This is a genomic window from Streptomyces tendae (assembly GCF_008632955.1).
Classification (GTDB): Bacteria; Actinomycetota; Actinomycetes; order Streptomycetales; family Streptomycetaceae; genus Streptomyces.
The window spans coordinates 2,792,913-2,811,204 of sequence record NZ_CP043959.1 but is presented as its reverse complement, the minus strand read 5'-3'; the positions used below and the strand labels follow the sequence as shown (position 1 = coordinate 2,811,204).

Below are 18,292 nucleotides of genomic sequence, written 5' to 3'. Positions count from 1 at the left end.
GGTGCCGCCGCGCCCACCCGTGCCGCCCTGCGGCACGACTGCCCGCAGCGGCGGGCGACTTCAGGGCGTCAGCCCTCCTTCGTCACCGTGAGGTGTTCCGGGCGGACCGGGGTCCTGTTCAGGTCCAAGCCCGTTGCTGCTCGGATTGCTGCCAGTACCGCCGGTGTCGAGGACAAGGTCGGGGCCTCGCCGATGCCGCGCAGGCCGTACGGCGCGTGGTCGTCGGCGAGTTCGAGCACGTCGACCGGGATGGTCGGCGTGTCGAGGATGGTGGGGATGAGGTAGTCCGTGAAGGACGGGTTCCGTACCTTCGCGGTCTTCGGGTCGACGATGATCTCCTCCATGACGGCCACACCCAGCCCCTGGGTGGTACCGCCCTGGATCTGGCCGACGACCGACAGCGGGTTGAGCGCCTTGCCGACGTCCTGCGCGCAGGCCAGCTCGATCACCTTCACCAGGCCGAGTTCGGTGTCGACCTCGACGACGGCGCGGTGCGCGGCGAAGGAGTACTGGACGTGTCCGTTGCCCTGTCCGGTGCGCAGGTCGAAGGGCTCCGTCGGCCGGTGCCGCCACTCCTCCTCGACCTCGACGGCCTCGTCGCCGAGGACGTCGACCAGGTTGGCGAGGACCTCGCCGCCGTCGGTGACGACCTTGCCGCCCTCCAGGAGGAGTTCGGCGTCGGCCCAGGCGGGGTGGTAGGAGCCCAGCTTGCGCCGGCCCAGGTCGAGGACCCGCTCCCGGACCAGCTCGCAGGCTTTCTTGACCGCGCCGCCGGTGACGTACGTCTGACGGGACGCGGACGTCGAACCCGCCGAGCCGACGCGGGTGTCGGCGGGGTGGATGGTCACCTGGGCGACGCCCAGCTCGGTGCGGGCGATCTGCGCGTGGACGGTGACGCCCCCCTGGCCGACCTCCGCCATCGCGGTGTGCACGGTGGCGACCGGTTCGCCGCCGACCACCTCCATGCGGACGCGGGCGGTGGAGTAGTCGTCGAAGCCCTCGGAGAACCCGACGTTCTTGATGCCGACCGCGTAGCCGACGCCCCGGACGACACCCTCGCCGTGCGTGGTGTTGGACAGGCCGCCGGGCAGCTGGCGTACGTCGGCGCCCTCGCTGGACTCCCACTGGCGCTCCGGGGGCAGGGGCATCGCCTTGACACGGCGCAGGAGTTCGGCGACCGGTGCCGGGGAGTCGACGGGCTGCCCGGTGGGCAGCAGGGTGCCCTGTTCCATGGCGTTGCGCTGCCGCAGGTCCACCGGGTCCAGGCCGAGCCGTGCCGCCAGCTTGTCCATCTGCGCCTCGTAGGCGAAGCACGCCTGGACCGCGCCGAAGCCGCGCATCGCGCCGCAGGGCGGGTTGTTGGTGTAGAGCGCGATGGCCTCGATGTCGACGTCGTCCACGGCGTACGGCCCGACGCCGAGCGAGGAGGCGTTGCCGACCACGGCCGGGGAGGCGGAGGCGTACGCGCCGCCGTCGAGGACGATGCGGGCCTTGACGTGGGTCAGCGTGCCGTCCGCGGTGGCGCCGTGCTCGTAGTGCAGCTTGGCGGGGTGGCGGTGGACGTGGCCGAAGAAGGACTCGAAGCGGTTGTAAACGATCTTGACGGGCTTGCCGGTGCGCAGGGCGAGCAGGCAGGCGTGGATCTGCATGGACAGGTCCTCGCGCCCGCCGAACGCGCCGCCGACGCCGGCCAGGGTCATCCGCACCTTGTCCTCGGGCAGGCCGAGCACGGGTGCGATCTGGCGCAGGTCGGAGTGGAGCCACTGGGTGGCGATGTAGAGGTGGACGCCGCCGTCCTCCTCGGGCACGGCGAGGCCGGACTCGGGGCCGAGGAAGGCCTGGTCCTGCATGCCGAAGGTGTACTCGCCCTCGACGATGACGTCGGCCCGCTCCCGGGCCGCCGCGACGTCGCCGCGCACGATGGGCTGGCGGTGCACGATGTTGGGGTGCGGGACGTGCCCGATGTGATGGTCGTCGCGGTCCTCGTGGATCAGGATCGCGTCGGGGGCGGTCGCGGACGCCTCGTCGGTGATCACCGGCAGTTCACGGTACTCCACCTTGATCTTCGCGGCGGCACGGCGGGCCGTCTCCGGGTGGTCGGCGGCGACGATCGCGACCGGTTCGCCGTGATGGCGGACCTTGCCGTGGGCGAGGACGGGGGTGTCCTGGATCTCCAGGCCGTAGTGCTTCACGTCGGTGGGCAGGTCGTCGTACGTCATGACGGCGTACACGCCCGGGGTGGCGAGCGCCTCGGCCGTGTCGAGGGAGACGATCTCGGCGTGGGCGACGGTGGAGCGCAGGATCTGCCCCCAGAGCATGTCCTCGTGCCACATGTCGGACGAGTACGCGAACTCGCCGGTGACCTTGAGGGTGCCGTCGGGGCGGAGGGTGGACTCGCCGATGCCGCCCTTGGTGCCCGAGCCTTGTGTGATCTTCGTGGGAACGCCGTTCGTGGGCATGCTCAGACCCCCTCGGACCGGCGGGCGGCCGCGAGGCGGACCGCGTCCATGATCTTCTCGTAGCCGGTGCAGCGGCACAGGTTGCCGGAGAGCGCCTCGCGGATGTCCGCGTCGGACGGGCTGGGGTTGCGCTCCAGCATCTCGTCGGCGGCGACCAGCAGACCGGGCGTGCAGAAGCCGCACTGGACGGCGCCGGCGTCGATGAACGCCTGCTGCACGGGTGACAGTTCGGTGTCCCCGCCGGCCTGCGAGTCGGTGCCCTGCGCCCGCCACCCCTTGGCCTCGTCGAGGGAGGTGCCGCCGGTGCCGCCGCTGCCGCAGGCGCGTTGCCGGGCGAAGTCCGCCAGGCCTTCCACGGTGACGACCTCGCGGCCCTCGGCCTGGCCGGCGGCGACGAGGCAGGAGCACACGGGCACGCCGTCGAGCCGTACCGTGCACGACCCGCACTCGCCCTGCTCGCAGGCGTTCTTGGAGCCGGGCAGGCCGAGGCGCTCGCGCAGGACGTAGAGCAGGGACTCGCCCTCCCAGACGTCGTCGGCTTCCTGGGGCCGTCCGTTGACGGTGAAGTTGAGGCGCATTACGCGGCTCCCTCCGTGGTGCGGTGGGTGCCGCGGTACGACTCCCAGGTCCAGGTCAGGGTGCGGCGGGCCATGACGCCGACCGCGTGACGGCGGTAGTTCGCGGTGCCGCGCACGTCGTCGATGGGGTTGCAGGCGGCGGCGCACAGATCGGCGAACCGCTTGGCGACGGACGGGGTGACGATCTTCCCGTTGTCCCAGAAGCCGCCCTCCTCCAGGGCCGCGTTGAGGAAGTCCTCGGCGGCCCGGGCCCGTACGGGGGTCGGGGCGGCCGAGCCGATGCCGGTGCGGACCGTACGTGTGCGGGGGTGCAGGGCGAGTCCGAAGGCGCACACGGCGATCACCATGGCGTTGCGGGTGCCGACCTTGGAGTACTGCTGGGGTCCGTCGGCCTTGTCGATGTGGACGGCGCGGATCAGCTCGTCGGGCGCGAGCGCGTTGCGCTTCACGCCGGTGTAGAAGTCGTCGACGGGGATGCGGCGCGACCCGCGCACGGACTCGACCTCGACCTCGGCGCCGGCGGCGAGCAGGGCCGGGTGGGCGTCACCGGCCGGGGAGGCGGTGCCGAGGTTGCCGCCGACGCCGCCGCGGTTGCGGATCTGCGGGGAGGCGACGGTGTGGGAGGCGAGGGCGAGACCCGGCAGCTCGGTGCGCAGGTGCTCCATGATCGCCGAGTAGGGGACGGAGGCACCGAGCCGTACGCTGTCCTGGCCCACCTCCCATTCGTACAGATCACCGATGCGGTTGAGGTCCATCAGGTACTCGGGACGGCGGTGGTCGAAGTTGATCTCGACCATCACGTCGGTGCCACCCGCAATCGGCACAGCGGTGGGGTGCTCGGCCTTCGCGGCGAGCGCCTCCTCCCAGCTGGCGGGGCGAAGGAAGTCCATGACCGGCTCTCTTCTTCGTCTCGTGGGGCGTACAGATTGAGCCAATCCGTGTGCGGCGGGCCCGGCTCGTTCATGCGGTGTTCACGCGGAGTGCGCCCAGTACACCGCCGCGTACTCCGCCCGGGTCAGTCACGGAAACCATGAAGGAGTTGGCTGGCCATCGCGGGCATCTTGTAGATTCGTATGAACGGAGAGCCTCAGTAACCTCCCTGTCTTCCTCCAGAAACAGAGAAGTGGACCGGGGAGCGGTAGACCTCGCTGATCGGCCACCCCACGGGCCTCCCGGAACCATCCCTTCACTGCCTCACGGCTACCGAGACAAGGAAACGGCGGCGACGAGAATGCGGCTGCGCGCACTGCTGGACACCGACGCGCTGGGCCTGAAGCTGCTCGGCGGCGAGGACGAGCTGGACCGCGGCGTGCGGGGCGTGATGACCACCGACCTGCGGGACCCCAGCCGCTACCTCTCGGGCGGCGAGCTGGTGCTGACCGGTCTCGCCTGGCGCCGCGACGCCGCCGACTCCGAGCCGTTCGTACGGATCCTGGTGCAGGCCGGGGTGGCCGCGCTGGCGGCCGGCGAGGCGGAGCTGGGGGATGTCCCGGACGACCTGGTCGTGGCGTGCGCGCGGCACCGGCTGCCGCTGTTCGCGGTGCACGAGTCGGTGGCGTTCGCGACCATCACCGAGCACGTGGTGCGGCAGGTGTCCGGCGAGCGCGCCGGGGACCTGGCGGCCGTGGTGGACCGGCACCGGCGGATGATGACCTCCGGCCCGGCAGGCGGGGGGCCCGACGTGGTCCTGGACCTGCTCGGCTCCGACCTGGACCTGCGAGCCTGGGTGCTGTCGCCGACCGGCCGGCTGATCGCGGCACCGAAGGAGGACGCGGGGGCGCGCGGGGGCGCGACCGCGCTGTCCGCCGAGGCGTGCGCGCGGCTCGCCGCTGAGCACCTGGCCGCCGTGCGCACCGGGCGGCGCGGGCCGCACCGGGTGGTGCTGGGCCAGACGACGTACAGCCTGTTCCCGGTGCGCGGCAGCGGGCATGCCCCGTCCCCGGCGCGGGAGGGCCGGGAGACGGCGCTGTCGGACTGGCTGCTGGCGGTCGAGGCGGACGCCGGGGACTGGGCCGAGGAGCGGCGGGACCTGCTGCAGGGCGTCACCCAGCTGATCGCCGTGGAGCGGGACCGCCGGGACGCGGCGCGCACGGTGCGGCGCCGGCTGGCGCAGGAGGTGCTGGAGCTGGTGCAGACGGGCGCCGCACCCGCGGAGATCGCGGCGCGGCTGAGGGTGGCGGCGCCGGTGCTGCTGCCCGGTCTCGGCACCGCCCCGCACTGGCAGGTGGTGGTCGCCCGGGTCGAGTGGGAGGACGGGGAGGACGACGGCGGCGCGGTGACGCAGGCGCTGCTGGAGGAGATTCTGGTCGACCCGGCCTCGACCGGAACCGAGCCGTCCGACCGGATCGCGGTGGCGCACACCGGGGACGAGGCGATCGCGCTGGTCCCGCTGCCCTCGGTGACCGGCGAGCACGACGACGGCGGCGCCGGAGTGCTCGCCGACGCCCTGCTCGAGTCCGTGCGCGGCCCGCTGACCGCGGGGCTGGACGGCGACGGCCGGCTCACCGTGGGCGTGTCCGCCGCGGTGCACTCGGCGGAGGGGCTGCGCGGGGCGCTGGAGGAGGCGCGGCACGCGCGGCGGGTGGCGGCGGCGCGTCCCGGCCGGGTGTGCGCGGCCGGGCACCAGGAGCTGGCCTCGCACGTGCTGCTGCTGCCGTTCGTCCCCGACGACGTGCGCCGCGCGTTCACCGCCCGGCTGCTGGACCCGCTGCGCGAGTACGACCGGCGGCACCGCGCCGAGCTGATCCCGACCTTGGAGGCGTTCCTCGACTGCGACGGCTCGTGGACCCGGTGCGCGTCCCGTCTCCACCTGCACGTCAACACGCTGCGCTACCGCGTCGGCCGCATCGAGCAGTTGACGGGTCGTGACCTGTCGCGCCTGGAGGACAAGCTGGACTTCTTCCTGGCGCTGCGGATGAGCTGAGCCCTCACTCGGACTCCCCCGTTCCGGTCCGCGGCCCATGACTTTGTGAAATCCTTCACCCGCCCTCTTGGCCGGGCCCGGTGGTTCGTGCTGAGATGCGGCCACCACTCAACAGCTCGATGGCGTGCTCGGGGAGGGCAACGTGGCGCATACCGCCATGTCCGGTGACGGAACGACCGCCGATGACGATCCCCTCCAGACGGCGGTGTGGCGGTTGCGCTCCCGCGCCTGCTGGGTGGACGCGGCCGCACTGCTCACCCCCGCCACCCCCCGGACGTCCCTGCAGCGGGCCTCGCTGCTGGTGGAGCGGTGCCTCTACACGCAGGCCGGGTGGGAGGACGCGGAGGACGCCCTGCGCACGGCCGAGGCGATGGCGCACACCGACGACGAGCGGGGCGCCGCCGCTTGTGAACGCGGGTACTTGGCCTACGCCGCCACGCTGTTCCAGGTCAGGGACCGGGCCGACGAGGCGCGGGCCGCGCTGGGCCGGGCGGCGGCACTGATCGCGCCGGGCGCGGCGGGCCGGGCTCTGCTGGACTTCCGGCGAGGGCTCATCGCGGAGAACCTCACGCGCTCGCCGCAGGCGGCGCGGGCGGCCTACCGGCGGGCCCACGCGGGCGCCACCGCCCACCCCGACCCGCTGCTGCTCTCCGCCACCTGGCGCCATCTCGCCGGACTCGCCCTGCGTGAGGGCGAGTTGACGGAGGCCCGGCACGGGTTCGCGGAATCGCTGCGGATCCGCGAGGAACTGGGCTACCTCGTCGGTACGGCGCCCGCGCTGGTGTCGCTCGCGGACACGGAGACGGAACCGGAGGCGTCGCGGCTGCGCGAGGAGGCCCGCCGCCTGTTCCGCCTCCTGGGCGGCGTCCCCACCTGGCTCGCCCACCGCCTCGCCCCGCCGGAGACGGACGCGGCGACGGCGTGAGGGCCCTTGCGGGTGCCTCGTTCGGGTGAACCGGGGGGTGGGCGCGCTCCGCGATCCGGGATTCCCCGCGCCCGGTGACGCGTCCGCGGCCCGGCTCAAGGCACCCGAGCGCGTTCAGTGACCCAGGACGCGGGGCACCGGGGAGACCGTTCGAGGATGCGGCGCCCGGCGCGCGGGGATCCGGGGCGCTCGCGGCGCGTCCGAGGGGCCGGGGCACCCGAGAGATCCGTTCGAGGGCCGGTGCTTGAGACGGCCGGGGTGCCGGAGGGGTGCCCCTCCTACCCGCCCCGGTGAAGTGCTCCCCCACCAGTGCGCGCACCACGTCCAGGTCGCCCGCGATCAGCGCGTCGAGGAGCGCGGTGTGTTCGTGGGCGTCCGCGATCAGTTCGGCGCGGCTGCCGCCGCCGGGGGCGCCGCCCACCAGCGGCCACTGGGCACGACGGTGCAACTCCTCGGCGATGCCGACCAGTTGTTCGTTGCCGGCGAGCGCCAGCACCGCGCTGTGGAAGGCGCGGTCGGCGTCGGCGTACGTGGCGCGGCAGCCGGAGGACGCGGCCCGGACGGTGGCCTCGGCGAGCGGCCGGAGCCCGGCCCACCGTTCGGCCGGCACGGTACGGGCCAGCCGCAGCATCACCGGCACCTCGATCAGTGCCCGACCTCCGCCAGCTCGGCGATCTCCCGCGCGCCCCGCTCGACGACCCGGAAGCCGCGGTTGGGGACGACCTCGACCGCGCCCTCCTGGGTGAGCTGCTGCATGGCCTCGCGGACGGGCGTCGCCGAGACGCCGAACCGCTCGGCCAGCACGGGCGCCGAGTAGACCTCGCCGGGCCGCAGGTCACCGGAGACGAGGGCGGTGCGCAGGGCGGCCAGGACCTGGCCGCGCACGGACGACCGCTGGACGGAGTGCCGGGGCCGGGCGAGGGCGAACTCGCCGTGCGTGTGCTCCCCCCGCGCGGAGCCGCCGTCCCCGGGGCCGGCGAGCCGGTCGCGCCCGGTGTCGCGGCGCCGGTCCGCGCCGGAGGCCGCGGGCTGGGCGGGCACCCGGTGGCGGCCCTGCGCGGCGGGGCGGCGACCGCCTCCTCCGTCCCGCGGAGCCCGTGCCCTGCTTCACAAGGTCCTCCAGCGGACGTGTCGGTACTTGGGGTCATTACGGGGGGTTGGCCCCCGTGCGTCAAGCACCTTATGCGCATCGGACGCCAGTTCACATCTCACCGATCTTCGGTAAGGTGAGGCTTACCTTTTATTGCCTGGCTCCACGAGACGTGAAGGGGTGGTCCCATGGCCGTGCCCGGTTCGGCTGTCGCGGACGCGTACGCCGCCTGGCGGAGGCCTTCCCCGCCTTCGCCGTCACCGAGCTCGGCGCCGACGAGGCGACCCCCGGGGCGGCGGCTGGATCGCCGCCGCCGACCTCGCCGCAGGCGGGGACGCGCTGGAGGCCTTCCTCGCCTGGGACGACACACAGGTGCTGCGGGACTACGGCCGGCAGGCCCGTCCGGACGTGATCGCCAGCTTCGGCCTGCACCGCTACGCCTGGCCGGCCTGCCTGCTGATCACGGTGCCGTGGTTCCTGCACCGCCGGGTGCCGCGCTACCCCGTGACGCATGTCTCGTTCGACCGTGGCGCCCCCGGCCTCGCCGTCGGCCGCATGGCGGTCCGCCCCGACGGCTTCGCCTGCCTGCCGGACGACCCCGCCGCCGCCTGCCCGGCGCCCGGGTGGTGCCCGACGAGGAGGCCCTGCGGGCGGAGGTGCGTGCGGCGGTCGCCGAGCACCTGGAGCCCGTACTGGCCGGGTTCGGCCCCCGGATGCGCCGGCGTGGCCGCGCCCTGTGGGGCATGGCGACCGACGAGATCGTCGAGAGCCTCTGGTACGTCGCCCAGCTGCTCGGCGAGGAGGAGCGGGGCATGCGCGAGCTGGAGCTGCTACTGCCGGGCGCGACCAAGCCGTACGTCGGCGCGGCGGCCTTCCGCCGGCTCGCGGGACCGGACGCCGAGCCGGCCGCCGCCACCCGGGAGCGGGTGAGCTGCTGCATGTTCTACACGGTGCGTCCGGCGGACGTCTGCGCCACCTGCCCGCGCACCTGCGCCAAGGAACAGGTCCCGGCGCGGACCCGCGAGCGGGCCACTGCCCTGGCCGCGCAGGCCAGTTGACACGCTGTCGACAACAGCGGGGCTCCGCGCGCCGTAAGATCGTCCGGCCGGTACGTCAGGGCGGTCGCCGCGTCGGCGTGCCCTGTCGGTGCGCCGCCCCGGTGCGCATCGCGCCGCGGAGGTCACGAGCACTTCACAATTTCCCCACCTCTCGCGGGAAATTTCCGCGGAACCATCCGTACGGGTAGTCTTATTCGAACTCAACTCCCGCCCCTCACAAGGCAGTTCGAGCAGAATGCCGCCCTGGGCACCCCCCTTGCACTTCGATGGCGGCCTCTTGCCCCGAAACCCCCTGGGGGTCGTCGGGATTGGGCCACTATGGCGGGCGTTACGCCCTATCCCAATGCAAGGGACCCCTAGATGAGACTGACCGACATATCGCTGAACTGGCTCCTTCCGGGCCTCGTGCTGCTCCTTGGCATGCTGACGGCGGTGGCGGTGCTGGCGCGCGGGAAGCGTTCCTCGGTCAAGGACACCGGTGCGGACGACTCGTGGGAGCGCAGCGAGGAGCGCCGGCGGCGCAAGGAGGCCCTCTACGGCACCGTCTCCTACGTCCTGCTGTTCTGCTGTGCGGCCGTCGCCGCCGCGCTCTCCTTCCACGGACTGGTCGGCTTCGGCGAGCAGAACCTCGGCCTCTCCGACGGCTGGCAGTACCTCGTCCCCTTCGGTCTGGACGGCGCGGCGATGTTCTGCTCGGTGCTCGCCGTGCGCGAGGCCAGCCACGGTGACGCGGCCCTCGGCTCGCGCATACTCGTGTGGACGTTCGCCTTCGCGGCCGCCTGGTTCAACTGGGTCCACGCGCCCCGCGGCATCGGCCACGCGGGCGCCCCGCACTTCTTCGCCGGTATGTCCCTCTCCGCCGCTGTGCTGTTCGACCGGGCGCTGAAGCAGACCCGCCGGGCCGCCCTGCGTGAACAGGGCCTGGTGCCGCGGCCGTTGCCGCAGATCCGGATCGTCCGCTGGCTGCGCGCCCCCCGCGAGACCTACCGCGCCTGGTCGCTGATGCTGCTGGAGGGCGTGCGCAGCCTCGACGAGGCGGTCGAGGAGGTGCGCGAGGACAAGCTGCGCAAGGACGAGACCAAGCGGCGCCGGCGGGAGCAGCAGCGGATGGAGCGGGCCCGGCTCAAGGCGATCAGCCGGGGCCACCGCGGCGTCGGCGGCGGCCGGGGCGGCGGGCGCGAACTGGAGGCGCCCACCGTGGAGCGCGACTCCGACGTGGTCTCCGCGGAGCCTGCCATAGCGACTCCGGAGGCCCTGCCCGCGCGCGCCCCGCGTCCCTCCCTGCAGCCCGTGCGCCGTTCCGGCGCTGACGCGACGACCGTCGACCTCACGGCCGAGGACGACACGCAGGCGCTGCCCCGCCTCGACTCCCTGGAGCGCAAGCTCAAGGACCTGGAGCAGCAGTTCGGCTGATGCCCTTCACGACGGGACGCGGCGTGGGGGACGCGGTTCGGGACCGCGTCCCCCACGCCGCGTCCGTGTTCGCGTCCCTCGGGGTCCCTCACGCCGCGTCGGCGTCCGCCTCCGTGTCCGGGCCGAGGGCGAACCAGACGGACTTGCCCACGCCGTGCCTGCGGACGCCCCAGTCGTCGGCCAGGGACTCGACCAGCACCAGGCCCCGTCCGTGCGTGCTGTCGTTGCCGGCCGGCGGGCGCGGCCGGGGCTCGCGGGCGGTGAAGTCCCGTACCTCCACGCGCAGTCCCCAGGAGCCCACGGCCGCCGTGAGGACCGCCTCGCGGTCGGTGTGGACGAGTGCGTTCGTCAAGAGTTCGCTGGTGAGCAGTTCGGCGACCGCGGAGCGTTCCGGGTCGCACCGGTGGCGTAACAGCTCGCGCAGGGCGCGGCGGGACTCGGACACCGCCCGAAGGTCCGCACGTCCCAGTGTGCGCCTCAGCCGATCCGCCGAAGCCTGACTTCTCATGACCCCCGCCCGCGTGCCGATGCCGATTCCCCCTGCTGCACCTACACGGGAATGCTTGCCCGGTCGTTCACCCGGCAGTCATACGGAGCGGACGTGAGTCGTTGTTGGCCGAAGTGCAACGGCCACACAACCGCGCGGGGCCGTCCTCCCGACCCCCGTGGCGAGAGGACGACCCCGGCTTCTCACAGTGGTCGCGGAGAGTTCAGGGACCTCAGTAGAGCTTGGTGACGGCCTTCTTCGCGGTCTTCTTGAACGCGGCCACCGGGGCGCCGTCGAAGTCGCCCATCTGGCCCCAGCCGACGACGGTCACGGTCCTGCCGTCCCGTCCCACGGCCAGCAGGTTGACGTCCGTGGCCCCCCAGGTCGTCTCGGTGTGCAGCCCGTGCACCGTCGCCCCCTCCTCGACGGGCAGCGTGCCGTAGAACCGGCCCTCGGCGGTGACGTCCGGGTAGGTCCGCTCGATCCGGTCCGCGCAGGTGCGGATCTCCTTGTTCAGGCGGGCGGCCAGCGCCTTGCCCTTCGCGGCGGACCCGGTGACGACGGTGACCTGCACGGCGCCCGTGTCCAGGTCGGTGTGGAACAGCCGGTGCCGGTAGTCGTACGCGGGTACGCCCTCGCCCAGGCAGTAGGCGAGCTGCTCCGGGAAACCGTCGGTGACGGGGCCCGCGGTCCAGCCGGTCGGGTGCGGGGGCAGCTCCGAGGCCGCCAGGAACGTGGGCGCCGGCGCCTTCTTCGGAGCGGCGCCGGCCGGTGCGGTGGCGGCCGCCCCCACGGCGAGGGCGGCGGCGGTGAGCGCGGCGAGCGCCGCGACACGAGTGCGGATGGGCATGGGTGTCCCCCGTGAGGTGTGCGTGGTGGAATGGCGAGGCGTGCACCGCGACGGCCGGGATGGTCCGTCCGGGCCGTCGGGGCGGTTCGCGATACCCAGAGCTTCGGCCGCCGTCGGGGGCCGGCGCAAGCGTCGCCGCCCGATTCCCCGGCATGGAACCATCCCAGCCTGTCTGACGTGCAGTGATATGGGGTGCCTGGGATGCCCGTCCCAGGGCCCGGCCGTGCGGGACGGACGAGGTGGGGGTGACCGGGCCGGTGTCGGCACAGGACGACGACGTCACGCGGTTCGCGGAGCTGCTGCGGGAGCTGAAGGGGCGTACGGACCGCAGTTACGGCTCGCTGGCCCGCCGCCTGCACATGAACACCTCGACGCTGCACCGCTACTGCGCCGGGGACGCGGTCCCGTCGACTTCGCCCCGTCGAACGCTTCGCGGCGCTGTGCGGCGCGTCGGACGCGGAACGCCTGGAACTCCACCGCCGCTGGCTCCTGGCGGTCGAGGCACGACGCCGGCCACGGGGTGGCACGGGGCCGGCGGCGACGGCGCCCGACTCGGCGAGGGAGGCCGGGGCGTCCGGCGGGCCCGGGGAATCCGGTGAGCCCGGCGGGCCCGAGGAACCCGGCGGGCCGAGGGGGCCCGCGGAGCCGGGCGAGACGGAAGGGCACGCCGGGCCGGTCACGTCGCCCGACGGCGACCGGCCCGACGCCCCGCCGCACAGGGACCCGGGCGCCCCCGCCCGGCGCGGGGAAGGGTCCCCGGAGCACGAGCGCGGACACCGCACCCGAGCGGGCCGTGACGCCGAAGCCGCGTCCGCCGGCTCACTGGCGGACGGCGCGGGCGAGGACCGTGGTGCGGTGCCGGTCTCCGGCGCTCCCGGAGCCGGTGACGCAGCGTCCGGGTCCGCCGATGCGGGTGCGGAGGGCGCCGGCCGCTCCGGCGGCGACGGGGCGAAGGTATTCGGCCCGTCGGAGTGCGGGGACGGGCACGACGGCGATGTCGTCAGCGGGCCGGTCGAGCACAACGGCGGACGCAAGAGGCGTGGGTGGCGGCGGAAGCGGGTCGTCGCGGCGGCCGCCGCCGTGTGCGCCGTACTCGCCACCGTCGGGAGTCTGTCGTTTCTGCCGGACGAGCGGCGGACGCCGGCCGGGAGCGACACTGCAGGGGCATCCGAGGAGGACGGGTCCGGGGCGCGCCCCGGGAACAGCGCGGCGCCGGGACGGTCCGTCGCGCCGTCCGTGACCGGTTCCGCCTCCGCCCCGGCCGCACCCTCCCCGTCCGGTTCCTCCTCCCCCGGGCACCGCGGAGGCGGCAAGGCGTCCAGCACGCCGGGGGACTCCGGCGCCTCCACGGCGTCACGGCCCGCGCCCGCCGGGGCGGCGCCCCTCACCTGGTCCGTCGACTCCCACGCCTGGTCGTACGGCTGCGGGCACGACTACGTCGTGGCCAGGCCGCCCGCGCGGGTGCCCCCGCCGCCGGCCCCGCAGGACGCCCGTACCTGGGCGGTCGCGCAGGGGGCCGTGCACGGCGAGGAGACGCTGGTGGAGCTGTCGGTGCAGGGGAAGTCCGACACGGCCGTCGTGCTCACCGGGCTGCGCGTCCGCGTGGCCGGCCGTTCCGAGCCCGCGCCGGGGAACGCGTACGCAATGGACCAGGGCTGCGGCGGCGCGCTGACCCCGCGTTACTTCGACGTGGACCTGGACCAGGACCGGCCCATCGCCCGCGCGGTCGCCGGGAACGACGCGGGGACGCCGATCCCGGCGGTGCGGATGCCGTACCGGGTGTCGGCGTCCGACCCGGAGGTGCTGATGGTGACCGCCCGCACCCGGGGCTGCGACTGCCGCTGGTACCTGGAGCTGGACTGGTCCTCGCAGGGCCGCACCGGCACCGTGCGGATCGACGACCGGGGCCGCCCCTTCCGCACCAGCGCCATCGACGGCCTGCCGCACTACGAGTACGACACGCTCAACCGCTCCTGGCGCCCGCGCGCGAACTGAACGCTGCTACGGGCGCGGCACGTTGCGCAGGTTGGAGCGGGCCATCTGCACCATCCGGCCGACCCCGCCGTCCAGCACGATCTTGGACGCCGACAGCGCGAACCCCGTCACCATCTCCTTGCTGATCTTCGGCGGGATGGACAGCGCGTTGGGGTCGGTGACCACGTCGACGAGCGCCGGGCCCTTGTGCTTGAACGCTGCCTTCAGCGCACCCCCGAGTTCCTTCGGCTTCTCCACCCGCACCCCGTAGGCACCGCAGGCGCGGGCGACGGCGGCGAAGTCGGGGTTCTTCATCGCGGTGCCGTGCGAGGGCAGTCCCGCGACCAGCATCTCCAACTCCACCATGCTCAGCGAGGAGTTGTTGAACAGTACGACCTTCACCGGCAGGTCGTACTGGACGAGGGTGAGGAAGTCGCCCATCAGCATGCTGAATCCGCCGTCGCCGGCCATCGCCACGACCTGCCGGCCGCGGTCGGTGAACTGCGCCCCGATCGCCATCGGCAGCGCGTTGGCCATCGAGCCGTGGGAGAAGGAACCGATGATCCTGCGGCGGCCGTTGGGCGAGATGTAACGGGCCGCCCAGACGTTGCACATGCCCGTGTCGACGGTGAAGACGGCGTCGTCGTCCGCCATGTCGTCCAGCACCGACGCCACGTACTCCGGGTGGATCGGCACGTGCTTCTCCACCTTGCGGGTGTACGCCTTCACCACCCCCTCGAGCGCGTCGGCGTGCTTTTTCAGCATGCGGTCGAGGAACTTGCGGTCGTCCTTGGCGCGCACCCGGGGCAGCAGACAGCGCAGCGTCTCCTTCACGTCGCCCCACACCGCGAGGTCCAGCTTGGACCGCCGGCCGATGATCTCGGGCCGCACGTCCACCTGGACGATCTTCACCTCGTCGCCGGGCAGGAAGGCGTTGTACGGGAAGTCGGTGCCGAGCAGGATCAGCAGGTCGCACTCGTGGGTCGCCTCGTAGGCGGCACCGTAGCCGAGCAGCCCGCTCATCCCGACGTCGTACGGATTGTCGTACTGGATCCATTCCTTGCCGCGCAGGGCGTGTCCGACCGGGGCCTTGATCTTCCCGGCGAACTCCATCACCTCGGCGTGCGCGCCCTTGGTGCCGGCGCCGCAGAACAGGGTGACCTTCCCGGCCCGGTCGATCATGTCGACGAGGCGGTCGATCTCGTCGTCGCCGGGGCGGACCGTGGGCCGGGAGGTGACCAGGGCGGTCTCCGGCGCCTGGTCGGGGGCGGGTTCGTCGGCGAGGTCGCCGGGGAGGGAGACGACGCTGACGCCGGAACGGCCGACCGCGTGCTGGATGGCGGTGTCCAGCAGCCGGGGCATCTGCCGGGGGCTGGAGATCAGCTCGCAGTAGTGGCTGCACTCCTGGAACAGCCGGTCGGGGTGGGTCTCCTGGAAGTAGCCGAGGCCGATCTCGCTGGAGGGGATGTGGGAGGCGAGGGCGAGGACGGGCGCCATGGAGCGGTGGGCGTCGTAGAGCCCGTTGATGAGGTGGAGGTTGCCGGGCCCGCAGGAGCCGGCGCAGGCGGCGAGCCGGCCGGTGACCTGGGCCTCGGCGCCGGCCGCGAACGCGGCGGTCTCCTCGTGCCGGACGTGGATCCAGTCGATGGCGGAGTGGCGGCGCACGGCGTCCACGACGGGGTTGAGGCTGTCACCGACCACGCCGTACAGGCGTTTCACTCCCGCGCGCACGAGGATGTCGACGAACTGTTCCGCGATGTTCTGTTTGGCCATGGGTTCCGTCTGCCCCTCGGGTACCGGAGATGCCTGACGGAATCCATGAATTCACACCGGACGCGCTCACGCCTCCCAGACGGCGACGACCGTACGGTCGTCGGCGTACCCCTTCACCCGGACCTGGGTGTCGGCCAGATACGCCGTCAGGCCAGGTGGTTCGGGATCCGACCACCGGTCGGCCAGGTGGTCGCGGAGTCCCGGTTCGCCGCGCAGCGGTTCGGCGAACCCGGTGCCGCACATCAGCAGCACGTCACCCGGGCGGGCTACGGAGGTGCGGAAGCGGAAGGGTTCGCGGGGCGGTGCGGGGGCCGGCTCGTACGGGCTCGGGGGCGTGGGGATGTTGAGGTCCATGGTGAGGCGGTCGCCGTCCGGTGTCTCGTGCGGCGGCGAGCCGAAACCGAGCACCGGTTCGCCCTTGATCTCGGCGACCTCGGGTTCGATGTCCTGCCACTCGCCGTCGCGCAGCCGGAACAGTCCGCCGGGGCCGACCCCGAAGAAGACCCGGGTCCGGCACTCGGGGTCGGCGGACAGCAGCAGGCAGCGCAGGGTGGCCGCGTAGTCGTCGGGGGCGAGTCCCTGTTCGGCCGCGTCGGCGCGGAGCCTGCCGAGGCTGCGGTCGGTGAGACGGTGCAGGCCGGACTTGAGGTCGCCGCGCCGGGCGGCCCTGATGTCGTCGGCGAGACGCTCGTGGCTGCGCCCCACCGCCGCGCCGATCCAGCGGCACGCGTCGGCGGCGGCCCGGTGCGCCCCGGGGGCGGTCCGCACGCCGGTGGCCAGCGCCACCAGGACCAGGGCCCGCTCCCCCGTCCCGAACCGCGCGGTCAGCAGCGCGTCGCGGCGCGGTTCGCCCCGGTAGCGGGCGGAGTCCCCGCGTACGGAGGCGGCGCGCAGGGTGCAGGCGCCGTAGCGGGCGCCGTCCAGCACGGTGTCGGGGACGAGGGCGTCCAGTGCGTCGGGGTCGGCGGCCGGGAGGGCGGTGGGCTCCGGGTCGTAGGTGGGCGGGCGGGAGCCGACGTAGGCGCGGGAGGCGGGTGGGGGCGGGAGCGGTTCGAGGCGGGACTCCCCGGCTCCGGTTCCGCCCGGCGACTCGTCGGCGGGCGGGTCGGCGGGAGCGGGCGCGGCGGGGGTCCAGGAGCCGTAGGCGGGGGCGGCGGTGGGGGCGGAGGGGGCGGAGGGCGGCTCGTTCGGGAGTGTCGGGGCGTGACCCGGGGTGTGGGGGCGGAGGGCGGGGGCTCCCAGGGGGCGCGCGGCGGCGTGACGGTGGCGTGGGTGGTGCGGCCGGGTGCAGGGGGTCGTGGGGGCGCTCGGCGGGGTGTCCTCCGGCATGCGCGCCGGGGTCGGCCGGGGGCCGGGACCGCAGGGGTGCCGGGGACGTCCCGGGGCGGAGGAGCCGCCGGGGGACGCGTGCCGTCGGGCGGCGCGTCCGGGTGCACTGTGCCGGACGCCGACGCGAAACGGTCGTCCAGGGAATCGGGCGCCGGCGCCGGGCCCGTGTCGTCGGAGGCGTCGTCGTAGAGCTGCCCCCACCAGTCGTCCTCGGGACCAGGACCGGTGGGTCTTCCCCCCTGCTGACTCATGCCCTCAATTGTCCACCGCACGGGCCGGTTGAAAACGGGGCATCGGGAAAATCCCCACCCCGCACGGCCAACCGGCACAAGCTCCCGCGTTCGCTCATCGGACAGGTGTGCGACCGGGGACGACGGGATGCGGGCTCCGTCCTCGTTCTGCGCGGTCCCGCGCCCTCCTGCACCCTGGACAGATGGGAGCGTGGGACCTCCTGCTGGCCGGTTTGGTGCTCCTGCTCGGTCTGTGCGGAGTGCTGGTGCCAGGGGTGCCCGGGTCCTGGCTGGTGTGGGCCGCGGTCCTGTGGTGGGCGCTGAAGGACCCGCAGCCCGTCGCGTGGTGGGTGCTGGTGGGCGCGACCGTGGTGCTGTTCCTGTCCCAGGTGGTGCGCTGGGCGCTGCCGCCGCGCAAGCTGCGGGCGGGCGGCGCCGACGCCCGGGTGCTGGCCTACGCGGGCTGCGGCTCGTTCGCCGGGTTCTTCCTGCTGCCGGTGATCGGCGCGGTCCCGGGCTTCCTCGCCGGTGTCTACGTCCACGAGCGGCGCCGGCTGGGCCGCCGTGCCGAGGCGGTGGCGGCGGTGCGCACGGTGATGCGGTCGGGCGGCTGGAGCCTGCTGACGGAGCTGTTCACCTGCCAGCTGATCGCCGCCGCGTGGCTCGGCGCGGTCTTCTGGGGCTGAGCGGGGCCGACGACGGGGTCACGGGCGCGGCAGCACGCCCTCGTGGGTGAGCAGCCGTACCTTGCGCTCCAGGCCTCCCGCGTACCCGGTGAGGGAGCCGTCGGCGCCGATCACCCGGTGGCAGGGGCGCAGGATCAGCAACGGGTTCGCGCCGATCGCCCCGCCGACGGCCCGTACCGCGGCCCTGGGCGCGCCGACCCGCGCGGCGATCTCGCCGTACGACACCGTGCCGCCGTAGGGCACGTCGTCCAGGGCGGCCCACACCTTCTCCCGGAACGGGCTGCCGGCCGCGCGCAGCGGCAGGGAGAACTCCTTGAGGTCCCCGGCGAAGTACGCGGCGAGCTGCCGCTCCGCCTCCCGGAACGGCCCGGGGTCCCGCGCCCAGTCGTCCCGCGGCACGGGCGCCTTCTTCTGGCCGGGCACGGTGAGCGAGGTCAGCTCGCCGGCCGGGGAGGCGGTGAGCAGCAGCGGCCCGACCGGGCTGTCCACCCGCGTCCAGTACGTGGTCGTGGTCATG

12 protein-coding genes and 3 pseudogenes are annotated in these 18,292 nt (G+C 73.8%); 6 read left to right on the top strand and 9 right to left on the bottom strand.

Features of this window, described 5'->3' with window-relative positions:
• Window positions 1-68: 68 nt before the first annotated feature.
• From F3L20_RS13040 to F3L20_RS13030, 3 genes are read right to left on the bottom strand one after another with little or no spacing between them, the layout of a single operon-like run.
• On the bottom strand, window positions 69-2,459 hold the full coding sequence (locus tag F3L20_RS13040; protein ID WP_150154520.1) for a xanthine dehydrogenase family protein molybdopterin-binding subunit: 2,391 nt from the start codon (window positions 2,457-2,459) through the stop codon (window positions 69-71).
• A gap of 2 nt (window positions 2,460-2,461) precedes the next feature.
• Entirely contained in the window at window positions 2,462-3,037 is a 576-nt protein-coding gene (locus F3L20_RS13035) for a (2Fe-2S)-binding protein (protein WP_150154519.1), read from the bottom strand.
• Window positions 3,037-3,927, bottom strand: coding sequence for an FAD binding domain-containing protein (locus F3L20_RS13030; RefSeq protein WP_150154518.1), 891 nt, complete (start codon window positions 3,925-3,927; stop codon window positions 3,037-3,039). Before F3L20_RS13030 ends, F3L20_RS13035 begins: the two co-directional genes overlap by 1 nt.
• A 341-nt stretch (window positions 3,928-4,268) precedes the next feature.
• Here F3L20_RS13030 and F3L20_RS13020 point away from each other — a divergent pair, with 341 nt between their 5' ends.
• Window positions 4,269-5,960 carry a PucR family transcriptional regulator gene (locus F3L20_RS13020; protein ID WP_150154516.1) on the top strand — a complete coding sequence of 564 codons (1,692 nt, stop codon included), beginning with the start codon at window positions 4,269-4,271 and terminating at the stop codon, window positions 5,958-5,960.
• Window positions 5,961-6,117: 157 nt separating this feature from the next.
• Window positions 6,118-6,885 (top strand): hypothetical protein, encoded by a 768-nt coding sequence (locus tag F3L20_RS13015; protein WP_167534519.1) that lies wholly within the window; start codon window positions 6,118-6,120, stop codon window positions 6,883-6,885.
• A 283-nt stretch (window positions 6,886-7,168) separates the two neighbouring features.
• On the opposite strand, the pseudogene F3L20_RS13010 reads toward F3L20_RS13015, so the two are convergent.
• Window positions 7,169-7,926, bottom strand: a pseudogene (locus F3L20_RS13010) (GntR family transcriptional regulator); the annotation flags it as partial.
• Window positions 7,927-8,163: 237 nt separating this feature from the next.
• Between F3L20_RS13010 and F3L20_RS13005 the strand changes: the two are divergent.
• Both F3L20_RS13005 and F3L20_RS13000 read left to right on the top strand, forming a co-directional pair.
• Window positions 8,164-9,033: pseudogene (locus F3L20_RS13005) on the top strand ((2Fe-2S)-binding protein).
• Window positions 9,034-9,393: 360 nt separating this feature from the next.
• Window positions 9,394-10,446, top strand: a complete 1,053-nt coding sequence (locus tag F3L20_RS13000) for a DUF2637 domain-containing protein (protein WP_150154515.1) — start codon at window positions 9,394-9,396, stop codon at window positions 10,444-10,446.
• A gap of 88 nt (window positions 10,447-10,534) precedes the next feature.
• Here F3L20_RS13000 and F3L20_RS12995 read toward each other — a convergent pair whose 3' ends face one another.
• Both F3L20_RS12995 and F3L20_RS12990 read right to left on the bottom strand, forming a co-directional pair.
• Window positions 10,535-10,954 carry an ATP-binding protein gene (locus F3L20_RS12995; protein WP_150154514.1) on the bottom strand — a complete coding sequence of 140 codons (420 nt, stop codon included), beginning with the start codon at window positions 10,952-10,954 and terminating at the stop codon, window positions 10,535-10,537.
• 211 nt (window positions 10,955-11,165) lie between these two features.
• Window positions 11,166-11,783, bottom strand: coding sequence for a hypothetical protein (locus F3L20_RS12990; protein WP_145826536.1), 618 nt, complete (start codon window positions 11,781-11,783; stop codon window positions 11,166-11,168).
• Window positions 11,784-12,040: 257 nt separating this feature from the next.
• Between F3L20_RS12990 and F3L20_RS35600 the strand changes: the two are divergent.
• A pseudogene (locus F3L20_RS35600) lies at window positions 12,041-13,778 on the top strand (helix-turn-helix domain-containing protein).
• A gap of 6 nt (window positions 13,779-13,784) precedes the next feature.
• Here the strand turns inward: F3L20_RS35600 and F3L20_RS12980 are convergent.
• Window positions 13,785-15,530: a pyruvate dehydrogenase gene (locus F3L20_RS12980; RefSeq protein WP_150154513.1), complete on the bottom strand. Its 1,746-nt coding sequence runs from the start codon at window positions 15,528-15,530 to the stop codon at window positions 13,785-13,787.
• A 66-nt stretch (window positions 15,531-15,596) separates the two neighbouring features.
• Window positions 15,597-16,859, bottom strand: a complete 1,263-nt coding sequence (locus F3L20_RS12975) for a protein phosphatase 2C domain-containing protein (RefSeq protein ID WP_276615862.1) — start codon at window positions 16,857-16,859, stop codon at window positions 15,597-15,599.
• A 433-nt stretch (window positions 16,860-17,292) separates the two neighbouring features.
• Here F3L20_RS12975 and F3L20_RS12970 point away from each other — a divergent pair, with 433 nt between their 5' ends.
• The gene (locus tag F3L20_RS12970) at window positions 17,293-17,775 is read left to right on the top strand and encodes a DUF456 domain-containing protein (protein ID WP_150154512.1); all 483 of its coding nucleotides are present in this window, start codon (window positions 17,293-17,295) and stop codon (window positions 17,773-17,775) included.
• Window positions 17,776-17,793: 18 nt separating this feature from the next.
• Here F3L20_RS12970 and F3L20_RS12965 read toward each other — a convergent pair whose 3' ends face one another.
• The gene (locus tag F3L20_RS12965; RefSeq protein WP_150154511.1) at window positions 17,794-18,291 is read right to left on the bottom strand and encodes a methylated-DNA--[protein]-cysteine S-methyltransferase; all 498 of its coding nucleotides are present in this window, start codon (window positions 18,289-18,291) and stop codon (window positions 17,794-17,796) included.
• Window position 18,292 lies beyond the last annotated feature (1 nt).

What these genes read in the sequence shown, in the direction of transcription:
- F3L20_RS13040 (WP_150154520.1), bottom strand. Translation starts at nt 2,459, where the DNA reads ATGCCCACGAACGGCGTTCCCACGAAGATCACACAAGGCTCGGGCACC.
- F3L20_RS12965 (WP_150154511.1), bottom strand. Translation starts at nt 18,291, where the DNA reads ATGACCACGACCACGTACTGGACGCGGGTGGACAGCCCGGTCGGGCCG.
- F3L20_RS12995 (WP_150154514.1), bottom strand. Translation starts at nt 10,954, where the DNA reads ATGAGAAGTCAGGCTTCGGCGGATCGGCTGAGGCGCACACTGGGACGT.
- F3L20_RS12975 (WP_276615862.1), bottom strand. Translation starts at nt 16,859, where the DNA reads ATGCCGGAGGACACCCCGCCGAGCGCCCCCACGACCCCCTGCACCCGG.
- F3L20_RS12980 (WP_150154513.1), bottom strand. Translation starts at nt 15,530, where the DNA reads ATGGCCAAACAGAACATCGCGGAACAGTTCGTCGACATCCTCGTGCGC.
- F3L20_RS13020 (WP_150154516.1), top strand. Translation starts at nt 4,269, where the DNA reads ATGCGGCTGCGCGCACTGCTGGACACCGACGCGCTGGGCCTGAAGCTG.
- F3L20_RS13030 (WP_150154518.1), bottom strand. Translation starts at nt 3,927, where the DNA reads ATGGACTTCCTTCGCCCCGCCAGCTGGGAGGAGGCGCTCGCCGCGAAG.
- F3L20_RS13015 (WP_167534519.1), top strand. Translation starts at nt 6,118, where the DNA reads ATGTCCGGTGACGGAACGACCGCCGATGACGATCCCCTCCAGACGGCG.
- F3L20_RS13000 (WP_150154515.1), top strand. Translation starts at nt 9,394, where the DNA reads ATGAGACTGACCGACATATCGCTGAACTGGCTCCTTCCGGGCCTCGTG.
- F3L20_RS13035 (WP_150154519.1), bottom strand. Translation starts at nt 3,037, where the DNA reads ATGCGCCTCAACTTCACCGTCAACGGACGGCCCCAGGAAGCCGACGAC.
- F3L20_RS12970 (WP_150154512.1), top strand. Translation starts at nt 17,293, where the DNA reads ATGGGAGCGTGGGACCTCCTGCTGGCCGGTTTGGTGCTCCTGCTCGGT.
- F3L20_RS12990 (WP_145826536.1), bottom strand. Translation starts at nt 11,783, where the DNA reads ATGCCCATCCGCACTCGTGTCGCGGCGCTCGCCGCGCTCACCGCCGCC.